Genomic DNA, 26853 nt, shown 5'->3' with positions numbered 1-26853 from the left:
CGCTTCTTGGCCTCGGTCTCTGCCTTGCGCTTGGCTTCGTCCTCGTGACGGTGACGCTCTTCCTCGGCCTTGCGGCGGGATTCGGCAGCTTCGCGCTCGACGCGTTCCGCGGCTTCGCGAACAGCGCGGCGCTGGGCCTCTTCCTCGGCCTGGCGGCGCTCTTCGACTTCGCGCACCTTGGCATCGGCCAGCGCGCTGGCGCGGGCGGAACGTTCGTCCTCGGTCAGCGTGCGCAGCACCACGCCGGATCCGGCGTTACGCGGCGGCGCGGGGCGCGACGGAGCGGGCGTCGGAGTTGGCGCGGCCGGCGCCGGCTTCGCGACGACCGTGGGGGCCTGCGGTTCGGCACTGCCGTCGATGCGGCGCTTGCCGCGCTTCTCGACCACGACCTGCTTGCTGCGGCCATGGCTGAAGCTCTGGCGGACAGTGCCCGTTTCGACGCGCGGCTTGAGCGATAGCGTCTTGCTCGGAACGCTCAGCTTCTTGTCGTCAGGGGTCTTGGTATCAACCATTCAGCAGTCCTAATCCTGATTTATCAGTGTTGTGCGTTGCCGCACCGTCCTATCGGGTCGTCGTATCTCTCAGAAATCCTGGCCGGGCTTTTCGGCAGTCTTGTCAGCGTCCGCCATCCGGTATCGGACCAGCATCTGGCTACGTGACAGGAATGACCTGCTCGCCGGGCCCGCGAGCAGGGCAGCATGTATCACATTTGACCGGGTCAGTGCCAAATCCAATTCTAACGATTTCAGCGCGGTGACGACGGGAATCTGCGGCTTGGCGCCGCGATTTCCGGCATTTTGACGCGCCAGCATGTCCAATTTGCGGATTCCGTCCGCGGCCCCGTCGCTGGCGTGGATCAGGACCCCGGCCGTGCCTTCCCGAAGGGCGCTTTCGACCTTGCCGAAGCCGGCCACGACCTGGCCCGCTTTGGCGGCGATCCCAAGGGCTTCCGTCACGCTCCGAACCAGGAGCGCCTCAATATCGGCAGGAAGCGTCTGAGGGATGCGCAGCTCGCGCTTGAAGGCCTTGCTAAATTGGTGACGCCGGACGGCTTCCGCAACCACCCCGCGTGAGGCGGTGAGCCACATGCCGCGTCCGGGCAGCTTGCGCTTGAGATCTGGAACTACGTCGCCTTGCGGCGAAATGACGAAGCGGATCAGCTCGTCGATCGGCCGGACCTGCCGACTGACCGCGCACATCCGCATGGTCGCGGACCTTTCGGTCCGCGGTCCATGGTCGAGTTCGGGGTCAGTATCGGTGAGCATCCGGGCGACATTCTCCTTTGCCTTTAAGCCGGCTGATCTTCGGTGGCCTCAGCCTCCTCAGCGGGCTTGGCCAGATCGGCCTCGGTGATCCAGCCGGCCTTGACGCGGGCCTGCATGATCATCGCCTCGGCATCGTCACGGGAGATGTCGATACCGTCGAGCGCGCCGGGGAACTTGGTCTGCTCGCCGCCTTCCTTGCGTTCGGTCCAGCCGACCAGATCGTCGGTGGCGCAGCCGGCGAGGTCGTCGACCGTCTTGATGTCGTTCTCGCCGAACTTCACCAGCATCTTGGAGGTGACGCCGGGGACGTCCTTGACGGCGTCCTCGACACCGAGCTCCTTGCGCCTGGCCTCGATCTCAGCTTCCTGCTGCTCGAGATATTCGCGGGCACGGCTCTGGAGCTCCTGCGCGGTCTCCTCGTCGAAGCCCTCGATGCCTGCGAGTTCCTTGAGGTCCACCATGGCGAGTTCTTCGACCGAGGTGAAGCCTTCGGACGCCAGCAGCTGGCCGACCACTTCGTCGACGTTGAGCGATTCCATGAAGACGCGGGTGGAGTTCTCGAAGTCGGCCTGGCGGCGCTCCGATTCCTCCTGCTCGGTCAGGATGTCGATGTCCCAACCGGTGAGCTGCGAGGCCAGACGCACGTTCTGGCCGCGGCGGCCGATCGCCAGCGAAAGCTGGTTGTTGGTGTCGGGCACGACGACCTCGATGCGCTCGCGGTCTTCGTCGATGACGACCTTGGACACTTCGGCCGGCGCCAGCGCGTTGACCACGAAGGTCGCGATGTCGGGCGACCACGGAATGATGTCGATCTTCTCGCCCTGCAATTCGTTCACCACGGCCTGCACGCGCGAGCCGCGCATACCGACGCAGGCGCCGACAGGATCGACCGAGGAATCGCGGGAAATCACGCCGATTTTCGCGCGCGAGCCCGGATCGCGGGCAACCGCCTTGATCTCGACGATGCCGTCATAAATCTCCGGCACTTCCTGCGCGAACAGCTTCGCCATGAACTGCGGATGGGTGCGGGAGAGGAAGATCTGCGGACCGCGGGTCTCGCGGCGGACGTCGAAGATGTAGGCGCGGACGCGGTCGCCGTTGCGGAAAACTTCGCGCGGCAGCATCTCGTCACGGCGGATGATGGCTTCGCCGCGGCCGAGATCGACGATCACGCTGCCATATTCGACGCGCTTGACGACGCCGTTGACGATGTCGCCGATGCGATCCTTGAACTCCTGATATTGCCGGTCGCGCTCGGCCTCGCGCACCTTCTGCACGATGACCTGTTTGGCCGATTGCGCGGCGATGCGGCCATATTCCAGCGGCGGCAGGGTGTCGGCGATGGTGTCGCCGACCTGGGCGCCGGGATTGGCGCGCTGCGCGTCCACCAGCGAGATCTGGTTGGAATGGTTTTCGACCTTCTCGACGACCAGCATGTGGCGCGACAGCCGCAGCTCGCCCTTCTTCGGGTCGATCTCGGCGTGAACGTCAGTCTCGCTGCCGTAACGTGCCCGCGCCGCCTTGGCGATGGCGTCCTCCATCGCCGCGATGACGATGCCGCGGTCGATCGATTTCTCGCGCGCAACGGCATCGGCGATCTGGAGCAACTCAAGTCGATTGGCGCTGACTGCCATGGCTAGTCTCCTTCGTCAGGCTCGATCTCGCCCCGTCGCGCGCGTTCGGCGGCCAGGCGATGCTTCTTCGTATTGGTCGGGGCCGGCTTCTTTTTTTGCGGCTTGGTGTTCTTGGTGATCTTCGCGCTGATCTCCGCGTGCGGTGCCGCCGGCGGCTCGATGCCGAGGTTCCGGCGCATCTGGCGCTCCTCGGCCTTGCCGCGGCGCATCGATTCCGCGATCAGATCGTCGGTCAGCACCAGCCGAGCTTCACCAATATCTTCCATCGTCAGGAGAACGTCGGGATTATCGCTCGCCTTGGCGTCGTCGCGACGCAGGTGCACGCGGTCGCCCTCGACGGCGCCGATCATGCCGCGGAACCGCTTGCGCCCCTCATGGGCAACCGCCATCTCGATCTTCACCAGATGGCCGGAATAGCGCTCGAAATCGGAACGGCGGACCAGCGGCCGGTCGATGCCCGGCGAGGAAATTTCCAGCCGGTAGGCGCGATCGATGGGATCGGCGACATCGAGCACGGGCGACAGCGCCCGCGAGATCGCCTCGCAATCCTCGAGCTGCATCGAGCCGTCCGGCCGCTCGGCCATGATCTGCACGGTGCAGCCGGCTTCCCCGGAAATGCGGATCCGCACCAGACGATAGCCCATGCCCTCGAGCACCGGCGCTGCGACCGCGGACACACGTGCCGCCACGCCCGGCTCGACCACGAGCCTCGGCTCGGCCAGCAACTCGGCATCCGTGGAACCAGTGTTCGGTTCGGTCATATCAGGGGTCAAGGCGCTCGATGGTTAAGGCTTGGTTACGATTTTCAAAGCCCGCTTCGGAACTTCCCGACAGCGCGTCGGGCCGCATCTTCCGCCAAGCCGCGTTCGGGTAATAAAAAAGAGCGGGTCCTTTCGGGCCCACTCTCACTACGCGGATCGTATGAGAAGATGAATTGGCGCTGATATAGCGCTTTCTGTCCTCCCGGACAAGGCCCATCGCGGGCCAGACGAGGCTTTTTGCGCCCGATTCGCGGCGCCCCGGGCCTAACGCTTCCTTCACCTCGGGGGGCTAAATTCCCTGATTGTGGGGCGGCTTGGACCAAGGGCGCGCCCGCGGCGTGCCCCCTACGAGTTGCGTTTTCATGACCGTTGCCACGTCGCTCATTCCCGGACTGGACGATATCGTCAAACGCGGCGATCCGCGGCGACGCGGCGAAATCGCGCGCGCCATCTCCGAGCTGTTCTTCCAGGATTCCGCCAATCTTCGGCCCGAGCTCATCGATCTCTTCGACAACCTCCTGATCGATCTCGTCCCGCATGCGGAACTTGCCTCGCGCGTCGATCTCGCCGAGCGCTTCTCGCACCTGAACAACGCGCCGCCGCATCTGGTCAATCAACTCGCGCGCGAGAACGAGATCATGGTGGCCGGCCCCGTGCTGCGCCGCTCGCCCGTGCTCGATGACGCCGCGCTGGTCGAGATCGCGCGGCTGAAGGGCCAGGGGCATTTGCTGGCGATGACGGAGCGCCCCGCTTTGTCTCCCGTCATCACCGACGTGCTGGTGGAGCGCGGCGACCGCGACGTGGTGCGCCGCGCCGCGGGCAATGCCGGTGCGGTGTTCTCGCCCGGCAGCTATTCCGAGCTGATCAAGCGTGCGGCGCAGGACGGCGTGCTGACGCTCAAGATCGGCCAGCGCCGTGATCTCTCGGGCGAGAACCTGAAACAGCTTCTCGACGGCACGCTCGACGTCATCCGCCGCCGGCTCTCCAGCGTGGTCAATCCCGCGCGCCAGGTCGAGATCAAGCGCGCGATGGTGGCCATCGAGGAGGCCGCGCTGCCGCCGGGACCACGGCGCGATTTCTCCGCGGCCCAGCGCACTGTGCTGGCGTTGCATCGCGAGGGCCATCTCGGCGAGAGCGCGCTGCTCGGCTTCGCCAAGGCGAACAAATACGAGGAATCGATCGCCTCGCTTTCGGCGATGTCCGGCGTCCGCCTCTCGGTCCTCGACCGCCTGATCGCAGGCGACCGCTACGACCCGATCCTCATTCTCGGCCGCGTGCTGAATCTCGGCTGGCCCACGGTGCGCGCGCTTATCCTGCTCTGGTACGGTCCGCACCGCACGCCGGCCGATGCCGATATCGAGGCTGCGCGCGTCAACTTCACGCGCCTGATGCCGACGACCGCCGAGCGCGTCGTCAATTTCTGGCGCAACCGGCAGACGATCTAGAGTCGTCTGAATCGCAAATACGCCGCCTTCCGTCCTTCGCGCGCGGCCTTTCGGCCGTAGCGCGTCATGGTGTAGCCCGCCCACGGCTGTCTGAAGTCGTCGGCGCGTTCGGCAAGCCAGACGAAATCCTGCGAACGCGCAAGATGCGACAGCGTCCAGGCGCAGTAATCGTCGATGTCGCAGACGAAGCGGAATTCGCCGTTCGGCTTCAGCACGCGCGCCATCGCGGCGATGGTCCTGTCCTGGACGAAGCGCCGTTTCCAGTGCCGCCGCTTCGGCCAGGGATCGGGATGGATCAGGTCGATCCGCGACAGCGATGCCTTGGGCAGCCAGGCCAGCAGCTCGGCGGCATCGCCTGCAAACAGGCGGATGTTGCCGATGTTGGCGGCCTCGATCTGCGCGAGGATCTTGGCCATGCCGTTGACGTAGGGCTCGCAGCCGATGAAGCCTGTCGTGGCGAAGCTTTGTGCCTCGGCCGTCAGATGCTCGCCGCCGCCGAAGCCGATCTCGAGCCGCACATCGTCGGCGGCGGGATCGAAGATCTCGCTTGCATCCGCCGGCGTCTCACCGTCGATGTCGAGCGCCAGATGCGGCAGCAGTTGACCAATCAGCTCGGCCTGGTGCTGCCTGAGCTTGTGACCCTTGCGGCGCCCGAAGAACGCGCGCTCGCTGTCATCGCGATCGGGGTCTGATTTGCGCTCGCTCATCGCAGCGTCTGGTACAGGCGATGGAGCAGCCGCGCGCGCGGCGCGAGCGAGGAGACATAGAGCTGCTCATAATGAGTGTGCGCGCCCTTGCCGTCGACGCCGAGTCCGTCAAGCGTCGCGGTGTGGGCCGCGGTGAAATTGCCGTCCGAGCCGCCGCCGGTGTGGGTGTCCACCAGCTCGAAGCCGATCTCGCCGGCGAGCGTCTTCGCGTGTTCGTACAGCGAGGCGCCCGCGTTGCTCTTCTCGTAGGGCGGACGATTGAGCTCGCCGGTGACCGTGACGGTGACGCCGTCGGTCTTCGACGTCAGCCCAAGGATCTCGCCGACGAACTCCTCTGCGTCCTTGAGGCTCAGCACGCGCAGATCGACTTCGGCATAGGCCTCTTCCGGCGTGACGTTGGGGCGCGTGCCGCCACGCACCACGCCGACATTGACGCTGACGCCGCGTGTCAGGTCGTTCATCCCTTCCAGAGCGAGGATGACGTTACCGAGCTCGCGCACGGCGCTGCGGCCGTCTTCCGGCCGCGAGCCGGCATGCGCGGGCACGCCCTTGATGAATACCTTGAAGCGTCCGACGCCCTTGCGACCGGTGACGATCTTGCCGCCATCGCGCGCCGGCTCCGTCACCAGCACGTATTTGGCCTTGCGCCCTTCCGTCTCGATGAGTGCGCGCGAGGTGGGACTGCCGATCTCCTCGTCGGAGGTGAACAAATGCGTGATGCCGAGCGGCGAGCGATCGACTGTGGCACACAGTGCGCGAAACGCGTGATGGGCGATGTAGGCGCCGCCCTTCATGTCGTAGATGCCGGGACCGTACGCGACGTCGCCTTCGACCTTGAACGGCAGGCGCTCGATGAATCCCATGGGATGGACGGTGTCGAGGTGGCTCAGCACCAGGATGCCCGGCCGGTCCTGCCCCCAATTCGAGCGCGCCATGAGATGATCGCCGCAGCCATCGACGCCGGCGACGCGTTCGAGCGTGACAGGCAGATCGCGGTATTGCTCCGCGACCATTGAGATCAGCCTGTTGACTTGTTCGGGCGCTTCCGTCGGCGTCTCGACCTCCACCCAGCGGCGGATGCCATCGAGAATAGTTTGGGTATCGAACCAATTGGAGCTGGCCATGGACGCATCTGTGCCTTTGAATCGCATCATCGAAGCGGACGCGCATCAAAGCGCGGCCACAGATGACGACATAGGCCAGATTTGACGCGGTCTCAAATCGCCATTCTGATGGCGATCAGCGCTTGTCGGGACCTTCGCGAGCCGCAATCTGCTCGACGAGATCGACGATCGAGCGGCGCATCTTCGAATCGGTGATTCGCGTGAACGCCTTGGTCAGGGCAAGTCCTTCCGACGTCGCGAGAAAGTCCGACACATAGGAAGGCGAGGCGCCTTCTGCGAAGCCGTCCGGACCCGGCACGCCGCTCGGGCCGCCCTCGAACAGGAACGACACCGGCACCTGGAGGATTTCGGCGATCTGCTGGATACGGCTCGCGCCGACCCGGTTCGTACCCTTCTCGTATTTCTGGATCTGCTGGAAAGTCAGGCCCAAAGCTTCACCGAGCTTTTCCTGGCTCATGCCCAACATGATGCGGCGCATACGCACGCGACTGCCGACATATTTGTCAACAGGGTTGGGCGCTTTCGACATTTCCTCAGCCCTCCAAACACCACCTTCAGCGCAATCAACTGGAGTGCCTCAGGTGCAAGCATCGTCAAATCAGACCCTCTTATTGGGAAACATTGCGGAGAAATTTAGCAATGCCCACTGTCTTTTGCAGCCGGTGCAGAATGGGGAGCCCATGTGCAGTCTGTCAACCGTGGGACTACGGTTGTCAAAAGCTTCCGGCCGCCTCCGCGGCGACGGTGCGATCAGGCCTTCCGCTTGGTGACACGTCGGCGGACCGCCAGAATCACGGCCAGCGCGACGAGCATGGCAGCCGGCACATCGCCCACCCGCGCATAGACCGTCGGTGATATCGCGGCAGGCAGGCTTGCATCCAAAATGCCTTCGATGCCGAGACCGAGGCTGGCGGCGGTGCGGCCCACCGGATCGATCACCGCGGAGATACCGGTATTGGCGGAGCGGACCAGCGGCAATCCGAGCTCGATCGCGCGCATGCGCGACTGCTCGAGATGCTGATAGGGGCCGGTCGAAATGCCGAACCAACCGTCATTGGTGAGGTTCACGATCCAGCCCGGACGTTCGTTGCGTCCAGCCACCTCGCCGGGAAAAATTGCCTCGTAACAGATCAGCGGTAGCGCGGGCGGCGCGCCGGGCACCTGCAGCGCATGCCGCACCGTGCCGGGAATGAAGCCGCCGCGCACACGCGTCAGTTGCTCGAAACCGAGCTTCTCCATCAGTGCCTGGTAGGGAAGAAATTCTCCGAACGGCACCAAATGCAACTTGTCGTACACTGCGAGCACGCTGCCGTCGTGATCGATGACGTAGATCGAATTATAGGCACGCGTGATCGGCGTGCCCCGCGGCAGGTCGGGCGCGCGGACCGAACCCGTGATCAGCACCGTGCCCTTGGGCAGTAGATCGGCGATCTGCGCCATCGCATCGGCTTCGCGGGTCAGGAAGAACGGAAAGGCCGATTCCGGCCAGATCAGGATGGTGGCATCGCGCACGCCGGTCGATTGCGGGCCGGAGGCGCGGTCCGACAGCGCCAAATATTTTTTCATCACCTCCGACTTGGCGGCGTAATTGAATTTGGCGTCCTGCTGCAGGTTCGGTTGCATCAGGCGCAGCTTGGCGCCTGAGACCATCGTGGTTGGATGCAGCGACAGGCGGATCGCACCGAAGATGCTCATGACAACCAGGAGCGCAATTGCGGCCGCCGGCACGCGCCACGCCAGGCGGCGATCGGGCGTGCGGTCGATCAGCGTCGCGGGGCTCGCGAAGATCGCAACCGTCAGGAACGTCATGCCCCACAGGCCGACCAGCGACGCCGTCTGCGCCAGCGGCAGCGGCTCGGACAGGGCATAGCCGAACGCGTTCCAGGGAAAGCCGGTCAGCAGGTGACCGCGCAGCCATTCGCTGATTGTGATGCTTGCCGCAAGCGCAAGCACGCGCGTGGCGTTCTTGGTCCAGAGCAGGCGTGCCAGCGCAAAGCCGATGGCCGTGAAGATGGACAGATAAGCAGGCAGGCCGAGCACGGCGAACGGCGTCAGCCAGGCGAATACATCGGCCTCGACGAAGAAGGCGTAGCCGATCCAGTAGAGGCCGGGGACGAAATAGCCGAGCCCGAACCAGTAGCCGGTCAGCGCCGCGGCGGGGACGCCGCCGTAGCGTCCGGCGCCGGCGCCGTCGATCAGCCAGACCAGTACCGGGAAGGTGATGAACAGCACCGGGAAGAGGTTGAACGGCGCCAGCGCCAGCACGGACAGCGCTCCGCACCCCATGGCGATGACGGCGCGCTTCCATCCCCAGGCGAGGATGATGGCAAGCGCAATCTGTCGAAGTCGCTGGAACGGACTCACTGTTGGCCGGTCCCGTCGCTTGGCGGCGGGGTGGGCGTGTCGTTGGCCGGCGATTGACCGCTGTCCGGCGTAGCCTCGCGGCGCCGGCTCTCGCGCTGAGTGCGCGGCGCGGGACGCTCCTTCCGCGTCGAGATGCGCAGCCGCTTGACGCGGCGCGGATCGGCATCAAGCACCTCGATCTCGTAATTGCCGGGACCCGAGATCACCTCGCCGCGCACCGGCAGGCGCCCGACGAAGCTGACGAGATAGCCGCCGAGCGTCTCCACTTCCTCACCGGCCTCGCCGGTGACGAAATCCTCACCGATCACCGAGCGGACGTCGTCGAGGCTGGCGCGGGCGTCGGCGATGAAGGCATTGTCGGGCAGGCGCACGATCGAGGGCGGCTCGTCGCTGTCGTGCTCGTCGTCGATCTCGCCGACGATCTGCTCGACGATGTCCTCGAGCGAAACCAGCCCGTCGCTGCCGCCATATTCGTCGACCACCAGCGCGAGGTGAATGCGCGTGGCCTGCATCTGCGCGAGCAGGTCGATCGCCCGCATCGACGGCGGCACATAGAGCAGCTTGCGGATGATGCGCGCTTCCTCGAGCGGCAGCGCCAGATCGACGGCGCGGAGGTCGAGCCCGGCTGGCAGCGGCTTCTTGCGCTTGGTCTTGGTGGCTTCCGACACGCGCGCACGCGCGGTCATGAACGCGAGCAGGTCGCGGATATGGACGATGCCGACGGGATCATCGAGCGTCTCGTTGTAGACCACGAGGCGCGAATGGCCGGCGCTCTCGAAGCGGTCCATCAACTCGCCGAGCGGGATGTCGCGCTTCACCGCGATGACGTCGGCGCGATGGACCATGACGTCGGCGATGCGGCGCTCGTGCAGACCGAGGATGTTGCGCAGCATGGTGCGCTCGACCGCCGAGAAGCCGGTGTCGTCGGGCGTCGTCGCGTCGAGCACGACCTGGAGGTCGTCGCGCACCGATCCCGCCTTCCAGCCGAACAGCGTGCGGATGGCGCGCAAGAGCCAGCCATCGGCGGTCGGGCGCATCACCTCGCCCTGAGTCACCACGGCCGGCAGATTGGCCGTGTGGCGCGGGTTGTCTTGAATCGGGTCGGAGTCCGGCATCTCAGTGCGTCCCTGCGCGGTCTGCATAGGGATCGGGAATTCCAAGGTGAGCCAGGATCTGCGTCTCCAGGGCCTCCATCTCCTCGGCGTCGCCGTCGTTCTCGTGGTCGTAGCCGATCAGGTGCAGGAAGCCGTGCACGGCGAGATGGCTCAAATGGTGGTCGAACGGCTTGTGTTCCTCGTCCGCCTCGCGCCGCATGGTCTCGTAGGCGATCGCGATATCGCCGAGCATGCGCGGCGCATCGCCCGGCTTCCATTCGCCCTCCGGCTGGAGCGCGGGAAACGACAGCACGTTGGTCGGCTTGTCGATGCCGCGCCAGTTGCTGTTGAGGGTGCGGATGCCGGCATCATCGGTCAGCATCACCGCCACTTCCGCCTCGGCGACGTCTTCGTCGACACTCTCAGCGGCGGCCGCAACCGCGCGCTGGATCACGGCTTCGGAATCGGGCTCGCGCTGCCAGCAATCGGCGACGACGAGGACCTCGGTCATGGGAAGGTTGGGATGGGACATTGTGTTGTCTGGGACGAAAGGGCGCCGTGTCCGCGCCCTCTGGGTCCGGCTGTTGCCTCGTCAGGATTTGCCGGCGGCCGGCCGCTGCGGCGAGCCTTCGTAGGCGGCGACGATCCGCGCCACGAGTTCGTGGCGGATCACGTCCTCGGCTTTGAAATGAACCTGGGCGATGCCCTCGACGCCGCCCAGGAGGCGGGTCGCTTCGGCCAGGCCCGAGGTCTGGCCGTTCGGCAGGTCGATCTGCGAGGGATCGCCGGTCACGATCATGCGGCTGTTCTCGCCGAGGCGCGTCAAAAACATCTTCATCTGCATCGACGTGGTGTTCTGCGCCTCGTCCAGGATGATGGCGGCGTTGGTGAGGGTGCGGCCGCGCATGAAGGCGAGCGGCGCGATCTCGATCTCGCCGGTCTGGAGCGCGCGCTCGACGATGCGCGCATCCATGAGATCGTAGAGGGCGTCGTAGATCGGGCGAAGATAAGGATCGACCTTCTCGCGGAGATCGCCGGGCAGGAAGCCGAGCCGCTCGCCGGCTTCCACCGCCGGACGCGACAGGATGATCTTGTCGACCTCCTTGCGCTCGAACAGTTGCGCGGCATGCGCGACCGCGAGCCAGGTCTTGCCGGTGCCGGCCGGGCCGATGCCGAACACCAGCTCGTGGCGCTTCAGCGCGCGGATATAGGAGTCCTGCGCGGCGGTGCGTGCGCGCACCGGACGCTTGCGCAGATTGATGCTGTCGAAGGTGGCCGATTTGGCCGATTTGGCGTCGAACTCGAACAGTGAGCCCTGGGCGATGACCGCGCGAATCGCGCCCTCAACCTCGCCCTGGTCGAGATCCTGCCCCTTCACGGCCTGCGCGTAGAGCATCTCCAGCACGCGGCGTGCGGCGTCGCAGCCGTCGCGCGTGCCGCCGATCGTGATGTGGTTGCCCTTGGAATCGACGACGACGCCGAGCCGCCGCTCGATCTGCGCCAGATGCTGGCCGTAGGGGCCGACCAGCGCGGAAGCGGCGCGGTTGTCGTCGAAGTCGATGACGACCTGGGTCTCGGGCGGAACTTGCATGTCGCGGTCAAATTTGCGGCTGGGAGCGAGAGAAGACGAATCCGATGCGCTTTTTGGCAAGGGTTCAGGCTCCGATGGCTGGCGATAAAGCGGGCTCGCGCGCCTCACGCGGCGTCACGAGCTCACCGAGAAAGCTGTAGCGTTCGAGGCTGTCGATCCTGACAGGCAGGATTTGTCCGATGATGTCGGGCGAGGCCATCACGTGGGCGGGCTGCAGGAATGCGGTGCGGCCGACGATCTGGCCGTCCCTGCGGGCCGGACGCTCGAACAGCACGTCGACCGTTGAGCCAATCGCAGCCTTGTTGAAGGCCGATTGCTGGCTGTCGATCAGTTCCTGGAGCCGCTCCAATCGCTGGTCCATCTCGGCGGGGGACACCGTCTCCTGCATGTCCGCGGCCGGCGTTCCCGGCCGGGCGGAGTATTTGAACGAATAAGCCGCAGCGTAGCCGATTTGCGTGACAAGCGCGAGGGTGGCGAGAAAATCTTGCTCGCCCTCGCCGGGGAAGCCCACGATAAAATCTGATGAAAAAGCAATGTCTTGGCGCGCGGCCCGGAAACGGTCGATGACCCGCCGGTAATCATCGGCGGTATGTTTCCGGTTCATGGCGGCCAGAATGCGGTCCGAGCCCGACTGCACCGGCAGGTGCACGAACGGCATCAGGGCACCGAGATCGCGATGGGCTGCAATGAGGCTGTCGTCGACGTCGCGCGGGTGGCTGGTCGAATAGCGCAGCCGCGCGATGCCGGGAATTGTCGCCAGATGCTCGAGCAGCCTGCCGAGCGGCCAGGTTTTTCCGTCCGGTCCGTCGCCATGATAGGCGTTGACGTTCTGTCCGATCAGCGTCAGCTCGCGCACACCGTTGTCGGCAAGCCGCTTCACGTCGTCGACGATCTTGGCGACAGGGCGCGAGACTTCCGAACCGCGCGTATAGGGTACGACGCAGAAGGTGCAGAACTTGTCGCAGCCTTCCTGCACCGTGACGAAAGCGGAAATGCCGCGCGCGCGGATCGCGTCGGGCTTGGGCTGAGCCAGGAAGCCGAACTTGTCCTGGGCGGGAAACTCGGTCTCGATCGCGCGGCCTTCATTGCCGGCGCGCTTCAGCAACTCCGGCAGGTGATGATAGCTCTGCGGTCCCACCACGACGTCCACGACAGGCGCTCGGCGCACGATCTCCTCGCCCTCGGCCTGCGCAACGCAGCCCGCGACCGCGATTTGCATCGCGCGGCCCGCGCGCGCGGCCTCGTCCTTGGCGACGCGCAATCGGCCCAGCTCGGAATAGACCTTTTCGGAGGCCTTCTCGCGGATGTGGCAGGTGTTGAGGATGACGAGGTCGGCGTCATCAGCGCTGGCCGTCTCCACGAATCCTTCCGGAGCCAACGTGTCCACCATGCGCTGCGCATCGTAGACGTTCATCTGGCAGCCATATGATTTGATGTGCAGCTTGCGCGGCGGCGTCATGGAACCCGGAGTTGTGGTGGAGAACGGCCCTCAGATATAGGTTGGAGGGACGAAAATCCAGCGAATGGAGCCTCTTGGGCCGTCATTCCGGGGGGCGATGCAGTCGTGCCCCGAAATCCGGAGGTTTTGGACGAGATTCCGGCTTCACGCGCTCTGCACGTGCCCCGGAATGACGGTCAAAGGCTACCTCACGGGGCGGGCCGGTTCGATCCGTCGGACCAGCTCCGGCAATTGCCGCATATCATCGAATGTCGATCCGGCGCCGGCGGCGCGCAGCCTTTCGGCGTGACCCGGCGGGCAGTGGCTGCCGCCGTGAAAGCCCAGCACGGTCATCCCGGCTGCGGACGCGCCTGTTACCCCGGGGACGCTGTCCTCGATCACGAGGCAGCGTTCCGGCGGGACTTTCATCTGCTTGGCCGCGAACAGAAACAGATCGGGCGCGGGCTTGCCGCGTGCGACCTGGCTCGCTGAGAAGATGTGCGGAGCGAGCAGGTCGTAGAGGCCGGCACAGGTCAGGCCGTGAGTGATCTTCTCCGGCGTGCCGCTCGATGCGACGCATTTGGGCAGATCGATTGCGCCGATCGCCGCAGCCACATGGGTGATCGGCTGCAGATCGCTGGCGTAGAATTGCAGCGTGGCCGCACTGATCTGCTGCTCCAGATCACCCGGGAGGCTGCGGCCGATTTCCTGTTCGACCATCCGCCGCGCGTCTTTCTCGGACACGCCGAGGAAGCGGACCAGCACCTGCTCCGAGGTGATCGGATAGCCGTGCCTCGTCAGCACATCCGCATGCGCGCGACAGGAGATCACCTCGCTGTCCACGAGCACACCGTCGCAGTCGAAGATGATGAGGTCTATCGGCACTAAATCAAGACGTCGGCTTGTCGTCGTCGAGCGGGACGCAATAGAGCTCGAGCCGGTGGTCGACCAGCCGATAGCCGAGCTTGCGGGCGATCTCCGCCTGCAGCTTCTCGATCTCCTCGGAGGTGAACTCGATCACCTTGCCGTCGCGCAGATTGATGAGGTGATCGTGATGGCTGTCACGCATCTGCTCGTAGCGCGCGCGGCCCTCGCGGAAATCATGGCGCTCGATGATGCCGGCATCCTCGAACAGCTTGACGGTGCGATACACGGTCGAGATCGAGATCTTGTCGTCGACGGCAACGCAGCGCCGGTACAGTTCCTCGACATCGGGATGATCGATCGCCTCCGCGAGCACGCGGGCGATGACACGGCGCTGCTCGGTCATGCGCATGCCGGTGGCGGCACAGCGCGCTTCGATGCCGGACGCCTTGGATGCGGAAGAAGGTTTCAGTGCGGTCATAGTTTGTCTGCCTGGCGGGGGCGCTTTCTGCCACCAATGTTACGACAAGTCACGTCGCATCAGAAGGGCGTTCAATTGTTCCCCGTTCGGCTGCTTATAGTAGCGTTCGCGGCGCCCGACCACCATGAATCCGGCACCATCGTAGAGCCGCCGCGCCGGCTGGTTATTTTCCTCAACTTCGAGAAATATTGTGCGCACGCCGCGCCCCGCGAGATGGCCGAGATGGGTCATCAGCAGAGTGCGGGAGAGGCCGCGGCCGCGATAGGCCCCGTCCACCGCGATCGAGAGGATTTCCGCTTCATCCGCCCCGATCCGCGATACCGCGAATCCGACGGTCCTGCGGCCGAGGCGCAGCCGATGCACGAGCGTGTTGCGCTCGCTGACCATGCTCTCGAATTCGCCCTCGCCCCAGCCGCGCGCGAAGGAGGCGCCGTGAAGCTGCGCCAGTTGCGCAGCGTCACGCACGGATGCGGGCTCGACGGCGGCGGTGCCGCCGCGCCACCATTCCGACAGCCATCTCATCATGGGGTCGGGACTTGTGCTGCAAATGGCGGCTGTGCCGCCGGCTTGGCGTCGGGCGCCTTCAGATAGAACGGCCGCGCCGGATTCGTCGCGGGATCGGCGGCGGCGCCTAGCCATGCGACCCAGCCGATATCGGGCGCGGGCTGCGCATCGACCGCAACCGGCTGCGGGACATCCTTCGGCCAGCGCTCGGCGAGGATATTGGCGGCATTGCCGACCAGATGCGGCGCGCCGAATTGCGAGGCTGCGATCGCCTCGTCGACGGGAGCGACGCTCGGCCGCACCAGCTGGCTGCCGTCGCCGGCGACGATCTGGAAATAGACATGGTCGTGCCGCGCGTCGATTGCGGAGATCACGGGTGCCGATTTGCTCTGGCCGACGATGGCGGCGGCATAGGCCGACAAGGTGGTCAGGCCGATCGCCGGCCGCTCAGCCGCAAGCGCAAGGCCGCGCGCCGCCGAAATTCCGACGCGCAGGCCGGTGAAGCTTCCGGGGCCGACGGTGACCGCGATGCGGTCGAGCGAGGTGAAGGCGAGATTGGCCGATTGCATGACGCGCGCGATCATCGGCATCAGGGCCTCGGCGTGGCCGCGCTTCATGAGAAGCTGCTCCTGCGCAACGAGCTCGGCCGTTTCGGTGTCGAGTACGGCGACGGAGCAGGCGTCGAGCGCGGTATCGATGGCGAGGATCAGCATGGTGTGATCATAGCATTGGCAATCGGATGACGCCTAAGGTTCTAGCCGTCGCGGCTGGGCTTGACCCGGCCATCCACGACTTTGCGGCTCCAAAAACGTGGATGCCCGGGACAAGCCCGGGCATGACGGAGTGAAATCAGCTCAGGCCGTGCAATTTACATCGGCCGGACTTCGACCACGTCAGGCACGAAGTGCTTGAGCAGGTTCTGGATGCCGTGCTGGAGCGTCGCGGTCGATGACGGGCAGCCGGAGCAGGCGCCCTTCATGTTGAGATAGACGATGCCGTCCTTGAAGCCGCGGAAGGTGATGTCGCCGCCGTCATTGGCGACGGCCGGCCGCACGCGGGTCTCGATCAGGTCCTTGATCATGTCGACCGTCTCGGCATCGGCCTCGTCGAAGAACTCGTCCTCGTCATCGAGATCGGCATCGTCTTGCGCCGCGCCGTCGGCGAGCAGTGGCGCGCCGGACATGTAGTGCTCCATGATGGCGCCGAGGATCGCGGGCTTGAGCTGCTGCCATTCACCGTTCGCCTTGGTCACGGTGATGAAGTCGGATCCGTAGAACACGCCGGTGACGCCGGGCACCTCGAACAGCTTTTCGGCCAGCGGCGAGCGGGTGGCGGCTTCGCGGCTCGCGAATTCCATCGGGCTGCCGTCGACCACGACGCGGCCCGGAATGAACTTCAGCGTGGCGGGATTGGGGGTGGCTTCGGTTTGAATGAACATGGTTTTCTCCAGACGTCGCCGGTTCAAGGCCGGCGCGTGCTCTCTCCACTAGCAGATGGCGACGGAGAACGCACGATCAAGGGGAGAAAAGGGCGTTTCGTTGTTATATCAGCAGGTTAGGGTGCTCGTTCCGCCCTCTCCCCGCTTGCGGGGAGAGGGTCGGGGTGAAGGGGGCGTCTCCCCGGCAGTGAGAATTGGATTCGTGGAGACTCCCCTCACCCGGCGCTTCGCGCCGACCTCTCCCCGCAAGCGGGGCGAGGTGAAGGACGACCTACGACAGTGAATCCACGCTTTGGTCGCTCAGCGCGCCGGAAATGATGGTCACGGGAATCGGGAAGGTTCCGACCGCGTGGGCCAGCAGCGCAACCAGGGGACCCGGCCCCTCCGCACCGGGATTGGCGGCGAGCACCAGCATGCCGATGTCGGGGTCTTCGTCGATCACGGCGAGCAGCTGCTCCATCGGCACACCCTCGCGGATCACCCGCTCCGGGGTGATCGCGGCGATGCCATTGGCGCGGCCGGCGGCACGGTCGAGCGCGGCCTCCGCCGCTTCCTGCGCCTCCGCGCGCATGATGTCGGCGACCCCCAGCCATTCCTGGCTCTGCTGTTCGGGTTCGATGATGCGCAGCATCACCACACCGCCGCCGGCACGGATCGCCCAGCGGCTGGCATAGTAGACCGCGCGATCCCATTCGGCGGTGTCGTCGACGACGACGAGGCATTTGGGCTTGTGACCCGGCTCGAAGCAAAGTCGCTTGCTGGTCATGCATGTCCCGGCATGTGCACGGCCGGCATGCTGCCACACTCCCGCAAGGTTGGGGAGAGGAGATGCGGTCGGCGCGCTGACGCCGACCGTCTCTATCGCCGGCGGATGAAGCCGACGATGTCCTTGGAGAGCTTCATCGTCTCGTCGGCGATCGCCCGGGCCCGGTCGGAACCTTCGTTCAGGATCGAATCGATATGGCCGGGGTCGGCGACGAGGCGCTTCATCTCGCCGGCGATCGGCGCCAGCTTGGTGACGCACAGCTCCGCCAGCGCGTTCTTGAAGCTGGAGAACTGGCCCCCGCCGAACTCGCGCAGCACGTCCGCCTTGGGGCGGCCGGCCAGCGCGGCGAAGATGCCGACGAGGTTATCGGCCTCGGGACGGGCTTCCAGGCCCTTCTCCTCTGACGGCAGCGGCTCCGGATCGGTCTTCGCCTTGCGGATCTTCTGCGCGATGGTGTCGGCATCGTCAGTCAAATTGATGCGCGAATTGTCCGACGCATCGGATTTCGACATCTTCTTGGTGCCGTCGCGCAGGCTCATCACCCGCGTCGCGGGGCCCGTGATCAGGGGTTCCGGCAGCGGGAAGAACAGGCCGTCATTGGCGCCGAGGTTGCGGATCGAGTCACCAAAGTCGTTGTTGAACTTCTGCGCGATGTCACGCGAGAGCTCGAGATGCTGCTTCTGGTCCTCGCCGACCGGCACATGGGTGGCGCGGTAAAGCAGGATGTCGGCGGCCATCAACACGGGATAGTCGAACAGGCCGACGGAGGCATTCTCGCGGTCCTTGCCGGCCTTCTCCTTGAACTGGGTCATGCGGCCGAGCCAGCCCATGCGCGCGACGCAGTTGAAGATCCAGGCGAGCTCGGCATGGCCGGAGACCTGGCTCTGGTTGAACACGATGTGCTTCTTGGGATCGATGCCGCTCGCGATGAACGCGGCAGTCACCTCGCGGGTGTTGCGCGCGAGCTCGGCCGGTCCGCCCCAGACGTCCACGCCTTGCGTGATCGCGTGCATGTCGACGACGCAATAGATGCAGTTGTGGGTTTCCTGCATCTTCACGAAGTTGACGATGGCGCCGAGGTAATTGCCGAGATGCAGATTGCCCGTCGGCTGGACGCCCGAAAAGACCCGTTCAACGAATGGCATGGTAAGCCTTCCCATAGGTATTCGGCCGTCGTTTCCAACAGCGGCGCTGCCCCGTCAAGAGCAATTCGATGATCTCGCGCACCGGGCCGGGCTAGACGGGTCGCTTCAAGGCGGCTACCGCCTCGCGCCAGGAAGCGGCGCCGAGGATTTGCAGCAGCAAGCCGTAAACGGCGATCCCGGCCGCGATCTGCACGCCCAGCACGATGAATTTGATGAAGCCGTGCGCCTCGGCGGGCACGAGGCCGGTGGTCAGCCAGAGCAGGGCGCCCATCGCGGCTGCGGCAAGCACGATCCGCGGCAGCCGTTTTCGCGCGGCAGAATCGACCGAGAAGCCGAATTCGCTGGTGCCTTTCCGAAGCAGCGAGAGCGCACTGCTCCAGGCGCCGGCCGCGATGCTCACCGCGATCCCGCTTGCGCCAAAGAGATGGCCGAGCAGCACGGCGAGCACGACCGCCACCACAAAGCCTTTGGCCGTCGCCAGCAGCGGCGTCATCGTGTCGTTGCGGGCATAGAAGGCCGGCGACAGCGCCTTGATCAGCACGTGCGCTGGCAGGCCAAGCGCCAGCCACGTCAAGGCATGCGCGGTCGCCGCGCTGTCACCGGCACCGAAGGCGCCATGCTCGAACAACAGCCGCACGATCGGCTCGGCCAGCACGATCAGGCCGAGCGTGGCGGGGAGCGCCAGCCCGGTCGCAAGCTCGAGCGCGCGCGATTGCGCATGCGCCACCGCATCACGGTCGCCGTCACTCACCGCGCGCGTCAGCTCCGGCACCAGCACGGTGCCCATGGCGACGCCGACGATGCCGAGCGGCAGCTCGATCAGGCGATTTGCGAAATAGAGCCAGGACACCGCGGACGGCGTCGCGGATGCGATGATCGCGCCGGCCACCATCAGCCATTGCGGTCCCGAGCTTGCGATCATGCCGGGGATCGCCTTGGCGAAGAAGCTGCGCATCTCCCCGTCGAAACTGACGCGCAAAGGCGTGGCGAGGCGCGCACTGCGCTGCGACAGCAGCATCAGGAGTTGCAGCAGGCCGGCGATGCCGACCGTGGCCGCCAGCAGCCACGCGGCGAAGCCGGCGTCAGCGTGCCAGACCAGCAGCAAAGCGATCGCGGCGATCAGTGCGATGTTGAACAGCAGCGGCGAGAATGCCGTGAGCGCAAAGCGCCCTTGCGCATTCAGCAGCCCCATCAGCACGGTGACGGGCCCGGCGAAGGCGAGATAAGGCAGCATCAGCCGCGCGTTCAGGACGGCGAGATCGAGCGTGCCGGCACCGAGAAAACCGGGCGCGATGACCGTCATGATCAGCGGCATCAGCAGGGCAATGCCGATTGAGATCATGATCAGCGCCGCGCTGACCGTGCCGAGCACGCGTCCGGCGAACGCTGCCGCAGCGTCCGCGCCATCGCGGTCACGGATGCGCAGCCAGGCCGGGACCAGCGCCGCGTTCAGCGCGCCCTCGCTGAGCAGCCTGCGCACCACATTGACCAGCTGGAAGGCGGCCAGGAATGCGTCCGCCACGGCGCCGGTGCCGAGCAGCGCCGCGATCAGGGAATCGCGGGCAAACCCCAGCAGCCGCGAGGCCAGTGTTCCCGTCGAGACGGTCAGGAAGGAGCGGATCATCGGCTCTTTATCATACCGTTGCTTGCCCGCGCAGGCCCGGTCGTGATAGGCCGCGAGCCAGATTTCAGGCCGACAGGAAGCGGATTTTCGCAGGGATCGCAATCCGCCAAACAGGATCAAGGTGAATGGCTGACGTGAAATATGACGTTCTCGGCATCGGCAACGCGTTGTTCGACGTGCTGGTCAGGACCGACGAGGCCTTTTTGGCCAAGCACGGCATGACCAAGGGCAGCATGTCCCTGATTGACGAGGCACGGGCGGCCGCCATCTACAAGGACATGGGGCCGGCCACGGAAGTCTCGGGCGGCTCGGCCGCCAACACCATTGTCGGCATCGGCAGCTTAGGGGCACGTGCGGCCTATGTCGGCAAGGTCAAGGACGACCAGATCGGCAAGCTCTACGTCCACGATATCCGCTCAGCCGGCGTCGCCTTCAACACGCCGGCCGCGCAGGACGGCCCCGCCACCGGCTGCTCCTACATCCTGGTCACGGATGATGGCGAGCGCACCATGAACACCTATCTCGGTGCCGCGCAGGATCTTTCGCCCGCCGACATCGACCCGGCCGAGATCGCCGCCGCCGGCATCGTCTATCTCGAAGGCTATCTCTGGGATCCCAAGAATGCCAAGGACGCCTTCGTCAAGGCGGCCAAGATCGCCCATGATGCCAAGCGCAAGGTGGCGCTGACGCTGTCGGATTCCTTCTGCGTCGACCGCTATCGCGACGAGTTTCTCTCGCTCATGCGCAACGGCACGGTCGACATCGTCTTCGCCAACGAGTCCGAGCTGCATTCGCTCTACATGACCTCGGATTTCGACACAGCGCTGAAGCAGCTGCGCAACGACGTCAATCTCGGCGTGGTCACCCGCAGCGAGAAGGGCTGCGTGGTGGTGACACCGACCGACGCTGTCGCAGCTCCGGCCTCACCGGTCACGAAACTGGTGGACACCACCGGCGCCGGCGATCTCTTTGCGGCGGGCTTCCTCTACGGCCTTTCGCGTAACCTCGCGCACAAGCAGTGCGGCGAGCTCGGTGCGCTCGCGGCCGCCGAAGTGATCCAGCACATCGGCGCGCGTCCGCTTGTGTCGCTAAAGGAGCTGGCCCAGCAGCGCGGGCTGACGGTTTAGAAAAGTCGCGCACCAGCCTCGCTGTCATCGCCCGGGTCGATGTTTAGACCGGGCGATCCAGTATTCCAGAGGCGTTTGTGATTGAATCGAGAAGCCGCAGTGTACTGGATTCCCCGCTTTCGCGGGGAATGACAACCGTCCTGCGGAAAGGGTACTCAGTCTCTCACGCCGTCTTCGCCGCCTTCAATCCAAGCCGCTGCTCCACGGCATCGCGCATCACGAATTTCTGGATCTTGCCCGTCACGGTCATCGGGAATTCGTCGACGAACTCGACGTAGCGCGGGATCTTGTTGTGGGCGATCTGGCCGTCGCAGAAGGCACGGACCTCCTCGGCCGTCAGCGTTTCGCCCGGCCTGACGCGGATCCAGGCGCAGAGCTCCTCGCCGTAGCGGGTGTCGGCGACGCCGAAGATCTGCACGTCCTGGATCTTGGGGTGACGGTACAGAAACTCCTCGATCTCGCGCGGGTAGAGGTTCTCGCCGCCGCGGATCACCAGATCCTTGATGCGGCCGACGATGTTGCAATAACCGGCGGCGTCGATGGTGGCGAGGTCGCCGGTGTGCATCCAGCCATTGGCGTCAAGCACGTCGGACGTCTTTTCCTTCTCCTCCCAATAGCCCAGCATGACGCTGTAGCCGCGGGTGCAGAGCTCGCCGCGTTCGCCGCGCTTGACGATCCTGCCTTCGAGATCGACGACCTTCACCTCTACATGCGGGTGGATGCGGCCGACGGTGGAGACGCGGCGCTCGAGCGGATCGTCGGTCGCGCTCTGGAAGCTCACTGGGCTGGTCTCGGTCATGCCATAGGCGATGGTGACCTCGCGCATGTTCATCTCGGTGTTGACGCGCTTCATCACCTCGATCGGGCAGGGCGCGCCCGCCATGATGCCGGTGCGCAGTGATTTCAAATTGAAATTCTTGAACTCGGAATGATCGAGCTCCGCGATGAACATGGTCGGCACGCCATATAGCGCGGTGCATTTCTCCTGCTCGACCGCGCGCAGCGTCGCGAGCGGATCAAAGCCCTCGCCCGGGTAGACCATGGTGGTGCCGAGCGTGACCGAGGCAAGGTTGCCCATGACCATGCCGAAGCAATGATAGAGCGGCACCGGAATGCAGATGCGGTCCGCTTCCGTCAGGCGCATCGCGCGTCCCGTGAAATAGCCGTTGTTGAGGATGTTGTGGTGGGTCAGCGTGACGCCCTTTGGCGATCCCGTGGTGCCGCTGGTGAACTGGATGTTGACGGGGTCGTCGAACTGAAGCGCAGCACCGAGCGCGGCAAGTTGCTCGCGATGCTCCGCTCGGCCCATCCGCGCGACCTCCTCGAACGCGACAGTGCCTGAGGCCGCCGGGCCGCCGATCTGGATCACCATCCGCAAGGCTGGCAGTCGCGCCGCCTGCAGCTGTCCGGGCCTCGCGCCCGCCAGCTCCGGTAGCAGCGTGTTGAGCATCTCCATGTAATTGCTGGTCTTGAAGGCGGTGGCGGTGACGATCGCCGCGCAGCCGACCTTCTTCAGCGCGAATTCGAGCTCGCTGAGACGGTAGGCCGGATTGATCGTCACCAGGATCAAGCCGGCCTTGGCGGCGGCGAACTGGGTCAGCGTCCATTCCGGCCGGTTTAGCGACCAGATGCCGATCCGTTCCCCGCGTTCGAGCCCGAGCGCGAGAAAGCCGGCGGCGAGCGCATCGACCCGCTCGGCGAATTCCCGCCATGTCCATCTGACACCGTGGCTGGGCGAGACCAGCGCCTCGCGATCGCCCCAGCGCCGCACCGCGTGGTCGAGGCTGCGGCCAATGGTGTCGCCGAGCAGCGGCGTGTCCGAGATGCCGCAAACGTAGCTGTCCGCTTTGTCAGCCAGATCGCTCGCCAAGTTCGTCTCCTCGAAGTTGATGCCTCGTGTCCGAAGCCGATGGCCTTGGGCACGAGGTTATCGATTGTGGCGAAGGCGCGCGACGCCGCGCACCTCATACTAAGTGGCTAGGCCGCCTTCTGCCCGCTCCCCGCATCGAGCCCGGCGTACACCCCGCGCTCGAATCCCGCGAACGCCTCCAGGCACTTGGCGTCGACGAATGGCAATACCTGCATCAGGATGACGCCGGAAACATCGCGTGCCGGGTCGATCCAGAAATAGGTGTTGGCAAGACCGGCCCAGGCGAGGCTGCCGGCGCTGCGGCCTTCTGGCGTCTTGGCGGTGTTGATCAGGAAGGAGAGCCCCCACTTCTTCACGATGTCGGGGAAGAGATCGACGTCGTTGGTGTACATGGGCGCCACTGTCGTCATCTTGCCAATCGTGAGATCGCCGATGTGGTTCTGGCCCATCAGCGCGACCGTCTCGGGCTTCAGCACCTGGTTGCCGTTGCCGCGGCCCTTGTTGAGGATCATCCGGGTGAACTTGATGTAATCGCCGGCCGTGCTGTAGAGGCCGCCGCCGCCCATGTGGAATTCCGGATTCTGTTCGATCTCGAACGGAATCGGCGCCAGCGATCCATCCTCGCCGCGTGCGTGCGTGGCGACCAGGCGCTGGCGCATGTCGTCGGTGATCTTGAAGGCGGTGTCGTTCATGCCGAGCGGTGTGAACATGTGATCGCGCAAGTAAGCATCGAGACGCTTGCCGCTCACGGCTTCCACCGCCTTGCCGACGAAGTCGATGTTGATGCCATATTCCCAGCGCGTGCCGGGATCGGACATGATCGGCGTCTTCAGCGCAACGTTCTGGCAGGAGAAGATGTTCGGCGTTCCGGTCTTCTCCAGATATTGCGCGCAATCGCCGTTCCAAACGTTGTAGGCAAACCCGGCAGTGTGGGTCATGAGATGGCGCAGCGTGATCGCGCCCTTCGCCGGTCGCAGTTTTGGTTCGCCATTGGCATCAAAACCTTCGAGCACTTGCGGCGCGGCGAGATCGGGCAACACTTCACCGATCGGCGCATCCAGCGACAGCTTGCCCTGCTCGACCAGCTGCATCGCGCCCGCCGACGTCACCGCCTTCGTCATCGAGGCGATCCAGAACACGCTGTCCGCTGTCATCGCGTCGGGCTTGGACAGGTCGCGCTTGCCGAACGCGCCCTGATACAGCACGTCGTTACCGCTGGCGGCGATGGCGACGACCCCGGGAATCTCCTGGGCGTCGCTCTTCTGACGCAGAATCTCGTCGATCTCAGCTTTGCTTTGCATGGCGTTTCCTCGAGTTTGATTATTGTTGGCAGTGATCGATTGTCCTCCCGCAGGCTCCGCGCGGCAAGCGCGTCCAGATGCCTGCGGCGGTCGCGATGTCGTGACTTGACGGTCCGTGCCACACACAGGACGACAGGCGGGCCGAACGGCAACACTCCGTCACAATCTGCGGTGGATGGCCGCATCTCGCCGTGACCGTGAATGGGCGCTGGCGATATGATTCCTGTGTTTGAAGCACTTGAAACATTTTGTGCGTTGCGGCGTTCAGCACTCGGCCGATCGGCGGCCGACGTTAAGACTTGATGCAAATTGGGCGGTCGCCAAGCGGCCGCGAGGGGGACCTCAGATGATTTCGACCTGGAGCGAATGGAAGCGCTATCCCCGTCCCGGACGGGGCGAGAACCTGGAGGCGCCGATTTCGCCAGGGATCTATGAGGTGCGCATCGCCGGGACCGGCGCGCTCTATTCCTTCGGTGCAGTCGACAATTTGGCGCAGGCGCTGGCGCTGCTGCGGGTGGGCTCCAAGAACTGGTTCGGCCGCCGCAACCCGTCCAACGTTCCCGATCTCGAATACCGTACCTGCGCAACCTCGTCGAAGGCCGACGCCAAGGCCGCGGCCGAACGTATGATCGGCCGCCGCGAGACCTATATGAGCGGCGCGGCCTAAGGCCGCTGCCGGTTTAGCTCCCATCAGATGTGCGTTGTGGGACGGTGCATTGCGCGCTGCTTGTCCCTATATTCCGGCCGATCCGATCGCCCCGAAATGATCGTTCGAGGAGTAACGCCATGACCCCGCCCGCTGCCGCACGCGCCACGCAAGCCACCGCCACCCTGCGCGACCGGTTGAAAGACCCCTCGCTCCTGAAGGAGGCCTGCTACATCGATGGTGCCTGGGTCGGCACGCCGGTCTTTGCCGTCAACAATCCCGCGACCGGCGTCGAGCTTGCAAAAGTGCCGCAGCTCGGTGCGGACGAGACGACCAAGGCGGTCGAGGCCGCTCAGCGTGCGTTTCCGGCCTGGGCCAAGCACACCGCCAAGCAGCGCTCCAACATCCTGCGCAAATGGTTCGAGCTGATCATCGCCAACCGCGAGGATCTCGCGCTGATCCTGACCTCCGAGCAGGGCAAGCCGCTTTCGGAGGCGCTCGGCGAGGTCGATATCGGTGCGGCCTATATCGAGTTCTTCGCGGAGGAAGCTCGCCGCGTCTACGGCGAGACCATTCCGACGCAGCGGCCCGATGCGCGGCTGCTGGCGATCAAGCAGCCGATCGGTGTCTGCGGCGCGATCACGCCGTGGAATTTCCCGAACTCCATGATTACCCGCAAGGTGTCCCCGGCGCTCGCCGCCGGCTGTACCGTGGTGCTCAAGCCCGCCAATGAAACGCCGCTGTCGGCGCTGGCGCTGGCCGTGCTCGCAGAGAAGGCCGGCATCCCCAAGGGCGTGCTCAACATCATCACCGGTGATGCGCCGCCGATCGGCAAGGTGCTGTGCGAGCATCCGGCAGTGCGCTTCGTCGGCTTCACCGGCTCGACCGCGGTCGGCAAGATCCTCTACCAGCAGGCCTCCGTCGGCGTGAAGCGGCTTGGTCTTGAGCTCGGCGGCAACGCGCCCTTCGTCGTGTTCGACGACGCCGATATCGACGCCGCGGTCGAAGGCGCCATCGTCTCGAAATATCGCAACATGGGCCAGACCTGCGTCTGTGCCAACCGGCTCTACGCCCAGGACAAGGTCTACGACGAGTTCGTGCAGAAGCTGTCGAAGAAGGTCGCCGCGATGAAGATCGGCGACGGCACCGAGAGCGGCGTCACGCAGGGGCCGCTGATCAACATGAAGGCGGTCGACAAGGTCGAGCGCCACATCGCGGATGCGGTCAAGCGCGGCGCCAAGGTCGTCACTGGTGGCAAGCGCAGCGAGCTCGGGCGCTCCTTCTTCGAGCCGACCGTGCTGGCCGACGTCAAGTCGGACTCGCTGGTATCGCAGGAAGAAACCTTCGGGCCGCTCGCGCCGGTGATCCGCTTCAAGGACGAAGCCGATGTGATCGCGATGTGCAACGCATCGCCGTTCGGCCTGGCGTCGTATTTCTACTCCCGCGATCTCGGCCGCGTCTGGCGCGTGGCCGAAGCGCTGGAGTCAGGCATGGTCGGCGTCAACACCGGCCTCATCACCACCGAAGTCGCGCCGTTCGGCGGCGTCAAGGAAAGCGGCCTCGGCCGTGAAGGCTCGCGTCACGGCATGGAAGAATATGTCGAGATCAAATACGTGATGATGGCGGGGGTCTGACCGGCAATCGAGGGTCCCGCGCCGGCGATT

General features: G+C 65.2%; 26 protein-coding genes. 4 read left to right on the top strand and 22 right to left on the bottom strand.

What is annotated here, in order from left to right:
• The 4 genes from XI03_RS29270 to rimP form a co-directional block, all read right to left on the bottom strand.
• A partial coding sequence (locus XI03_RS29270) for a translation initiation factor IF-2 associated domain-containing protein (protein ID WP_271594070.1) occupies nt 1-512 on the bottom strand: 512 nt, incomplete at its 3' end.
• 69 nt (nt 513-581) lie between these two features.
• Entirely contained in the window at nt 582-1265 is a 684-nt protein-coding gene (locus XI03_RS29265) for an RNA-binding protein (RefSeq protein WP_038949443.1), read from the bottom strand.
• A 23-nt stretch (nt 1266-1288) separates the two neighbouring features.
• Nucleotides 1289-2899 carry a transcription termination factor NusA gene (gene nusA, locus XI03_RS29260; RefSeq protein WP_018319418.1) on the bottom strand — a complete coding sequence of 537 codons (1611 nt, stop codon included), beginning with the start codon at nt 2897-2899 and terminating at the stop codon, nt 1289-1291.
• A 2-nt stretch (nt 2900-2901) separates the two neighbouring features.
• On the bottom strand, nt 2902-3660 hold the full coding sequence (rimP, locus tag XI03_RS29255) for a ribosome maturation factor RimP (protein WP_038949442.1): 759 nt from the start codon (nt 3658-3660) through the stop codon (nt 2902-2904).
• 362 nt (nt 3661-4022) lie between these two features.
• Here rimP and XI03_RS29250 point away from each other — a divergent pair, with 362 nt between their 5' ends.
• Complete coding sequence (locus tag XI03_RS29250) at nt 4023-5105, top strand: DUF2336 domain-containing protein (RefSeq protein WP_271594069.1); 1083 nt, start codon at nt 4023-4025, stop codon at nt 5103-5105.
• Here XI03_RS29250 and trmB read toward each other — a convergent pair.
• The 16 genes from trmB to murJ form a co-directional block, all read right to left on the bottom strand.
• Nucleotides 5102-5812 carry a tRNA (guanosine(46)-N7)-methyltransferase TrmB gene (gene trmB, locus XI03_RS29245; protein WP_271594068.1) on the bottom strand — a complete coding sequence of 237 codons (711 nt, stop codon included), beginning with the start codon at nt 5810-5812 and terminating at the stop codon, nt 5102-5104. The genes XI03_RS29250 and trmB overlap by 4 nt on opposite strands.
• Nucleotides 5809-6966, bottom strand: coding sequence for a M20 family metallopeptidase (locus tag XI03_RS29240; protein WP_271594067.1), 1158 nt, complete (start codon nt 6964-6966; stop codon nt 5809-5811). The genes trmB and XI03_RS29240 overlap by 4 nt, the downstream gene beginning before the upstream one ends.
• Before the next feature lie 85 nt (nt 6967-7051).
• Nucleotides 7052-7465 (bottom strand): helix-turn-helix domain-containing protein, encoded by a 414-nt coding sequence (locus XI03_RS29235; protein WP_028139513.1) that lies wholly within the window; start codon nt 7463-7465, stop codon nt 7052-7054.
• 221 nt (nt 7466-7686) lie between these two features.
• A complete protein-coding gene (gene lnt, locus XI03_RS29230) occupies nt 7687-9300 on the bottom strand; it encodes an apolipoprotein N-acyltransferase (RefSeq protein WP_271594066.1) in 1614 nt (537 codons plus the stop codon).
• Nucleotides 9297-10415: a hemolysin family protein gene (locus XI03_RS29225; RefSeq protein ID WP_028139515.1), complete on the bottom strand. Its 1119-nt coding sequence runs from the start codon at nt 10413-10415 to the stop codon at nt 9297-9299. The genes lnt and XI03_RS29225 overlap by 4 nt, the downstream gene beginning before the upstream one ends.
• A gap of 1 nt (nt 10416) precedes the next feature.
• Nucleotides 10417-10926, bottom strand: coding sequence for an rRNA maturation RNase YbeY (gene ybeY, locus XI03_RS29220; RefSeq protein ID WP_028139516.1), 510 nt, complete (start codon nt 10924-10926; stop codon nt 10417-10419).
• Nucleotides 10927-10986: 60 nt separating this feature from the next.
• Nucleotides 10987-11985: a PhoH family protein gene (locus tag XI03_RS29215; RefSeq protein WP_028139517.1), complete on the bottom strand. Its 999-nt coding sequence runs from the start codon at nt 11983-11985 to the stop codon at nt 10987-10989.
• 64 nt (nt 11986-12049) lie between these two features.
• Complete coding sequence (gene miaB, locus XI03_RS29210; protein WP_271594065.1) at nt 12050-13444, bottom strand: tRNA (N6-isopentenyl adenosine(37)-C2)-methylthiotransferase MiaB; 1395 nt, start codon at nt 13442-13444, stop codon at nt 12050-12052.
• A gap of 183 nt (nt 13445-13627) precedes the next feature.
• Complete coding sequence (locus XI03_RS29205; RefSeq protein ID WP_095425328.1) at nt 13628-14308, bottom strand: HAD family hydrolase; 681 nt, start codon at nt 14306-14308, stop codon at nt 13628-13630.
• Nucleotides 14309-14312: 4 nt separating this feature from the next.
• A complete protein-coding gene (locus XI03_RS29200; RefSeq protein ID WP_018319430.1) occupies nt 14313-14768 on the bottom strand; it encodes a Fur family transcriptional regulator in 456 nt (151 codons plus the stop codon).
• Nucleotides 14769-14807: 39 nt separating this feature from the next.
• Nucleotides 14808-15293, bottom strand: a complete 486-nt coding sequence (rimI, locus tag XI03_RS29195; RefSeq protein WP_028139520.1) for a ribosomal protein S18-alanine N-acetyltransferase — start codon at nt 15291-15293, stop codon at nt 14808-14810.
• On the bottom strand, nt 15290-15985 hold the full coding sequence (tsaB, locus tag XI03_RS29190; RefSeq protein WP_028139521.1) for a tRNA (adenosine(37)-N6)-threonylcarbamoyltransferase complex dimerization subunit type 1 TsaB: 696 nt from the start codon (nt 15983-15985) through the stop codon (nt 15290-15292). Before tsaB ends, rimI begins: the two co-directional genes overlap by 4 nt.
• Before the next feature lie 155 nt (nt 15986-16140).
• Nucleotides 16141-16710, bottom strand: coding sequence for a NifU family protein (locus tag XI03_RS29185; protein ID WP_028139522.1), 570 nt, complete (start codon nt 16708-16710; stop codon nt 16141-16143).
• A 271-nt stretch (nt 16711-16981) separates the two neighbouring features.
• The gene (locus XI03_RS29180; RefSeq protein ID WP_028139523.1) at nt 16982-17476 is read right to left on the bottom strand and encodes a universal stress protein; all 495 of its coding nucleotides are present in this window, start codon (nt 17474-17476) and stop codon (nt 16982-16984) included.
• A gap of 92 nt (nt 17477-17568) precedes the next feature.
• Nucleotides 17569-18621: a tryptophan--tRNA ligase gene (gene trpS, locus XI03_RS29175; protein WP_028139524.1), complete on the bottom strand. Its 1053-nt coding sequence runs from the start codon at nt 18619-18621 to the stop codon at nt 17569-17571.
• A gap of 91 nt (nt 18622-18712) precedes the next feature.
• On the bottom strand, nt 18713-20245 hold the full coding sequence (gene murJ, locus XI03_RS29170; RefSeq protein WP_271594064.1) for a murein biosynthesis integral membrane protein MurJ: 1533 nt from the start codon (nt 20243-20245) through the stop codon (nt 18713-18715).
• 125 nt (nt 20246-20370) lie between these two features.
• Between murJ and XI03_RS29165 the strand changes: the two genes are divergently transcribed.
• Nucleotides 20371-21372: an adenosine kinase gene (locus XI03_RS29165; protein ID WP_028139526.1), complete on the top strand. Its 1002-nt coding sequence runs from the start codon at nt 20371-20373 to the stop codon at nt 21370-21372.
• 163 nt (nt 21373-21535) lie between these two features.
• On the opposite strand, the gene XI03_RS29160 is transcribed toward XI03_RS29165, so the two are convergent.
• Both XI03_RS29160 and XI03_RS29155 read right to left on the bottom strand, forming a co-directional pair.
• On the bottom strand, nt 21536-23230 hold the full coding sequence (locus XI03_RS29160) for an AMP-binding protein (RefSeq protein WP_038949426.1): 1695 nt from the start codon (nt 23228-23230) through the stop codon (nt 21536-21538).
• A gap of 119 nt (nt 23231-23349) precedes the next feature.
• Nucleotides 23350-24543 carry a serine hydrolase domain-containing protein gene (locus XI03_RS29155; protein WP_271594063.1) on the bottom strand — a complete coding sequence of 398 codons (1194 nt, stop codon included), beginning with the start codon at nt 24541-24543 and terminating at the stop codon, nt 23350-23352.
• A gap of 346 nt (nt 24544-24889) precedes the next feature.
• Here XI03_RS29155 and XI03_RS29150 point away from each other — a divergent pair, with 346 nt between their 5' ends.
• Nucleotides 24890-25210 (top strand): hypothetical protein, encoded by a 321-nt coding sequence (locus XI03_RS29150; RefSeq protein WP_271594062.1) that lies wholly within the window; start codon nt 24890-24892, stop codon nt 25208-25210.
• Between the two features lie 119 nt (nt 25211-25329).
• Nucleotides 25330-26823, top strand: coding sequence for an NAD-dependent succinate-semialdehyde dehydrogenase (locus tag XI03_RS29145; protein WP_271594061.1), 1494 nt, complete (start codon nt 25330-25332; stop codon nt 26821-26823).
• The last annotated feature ends 30 nt before the right edge of the window (nt 26824-26853 follow it).

Origin of the sequence: Bradyrhizobium sp. CCBAU 65884, from assembly GCF_028128835.1 — a bacterium.
GTDB lineage: Bacteria > Pseudomonadota > Alphaproteobacteria > Rhizobiales > Xanthobacteraceae > Bradyrhizobium > Bradyrhizobium ottawaense.
The sequence above is the reverse complement of the archived record's forward strand: the minus strand, read 5'-3'. Positions and strand labels throughout refer to the sequence as shown.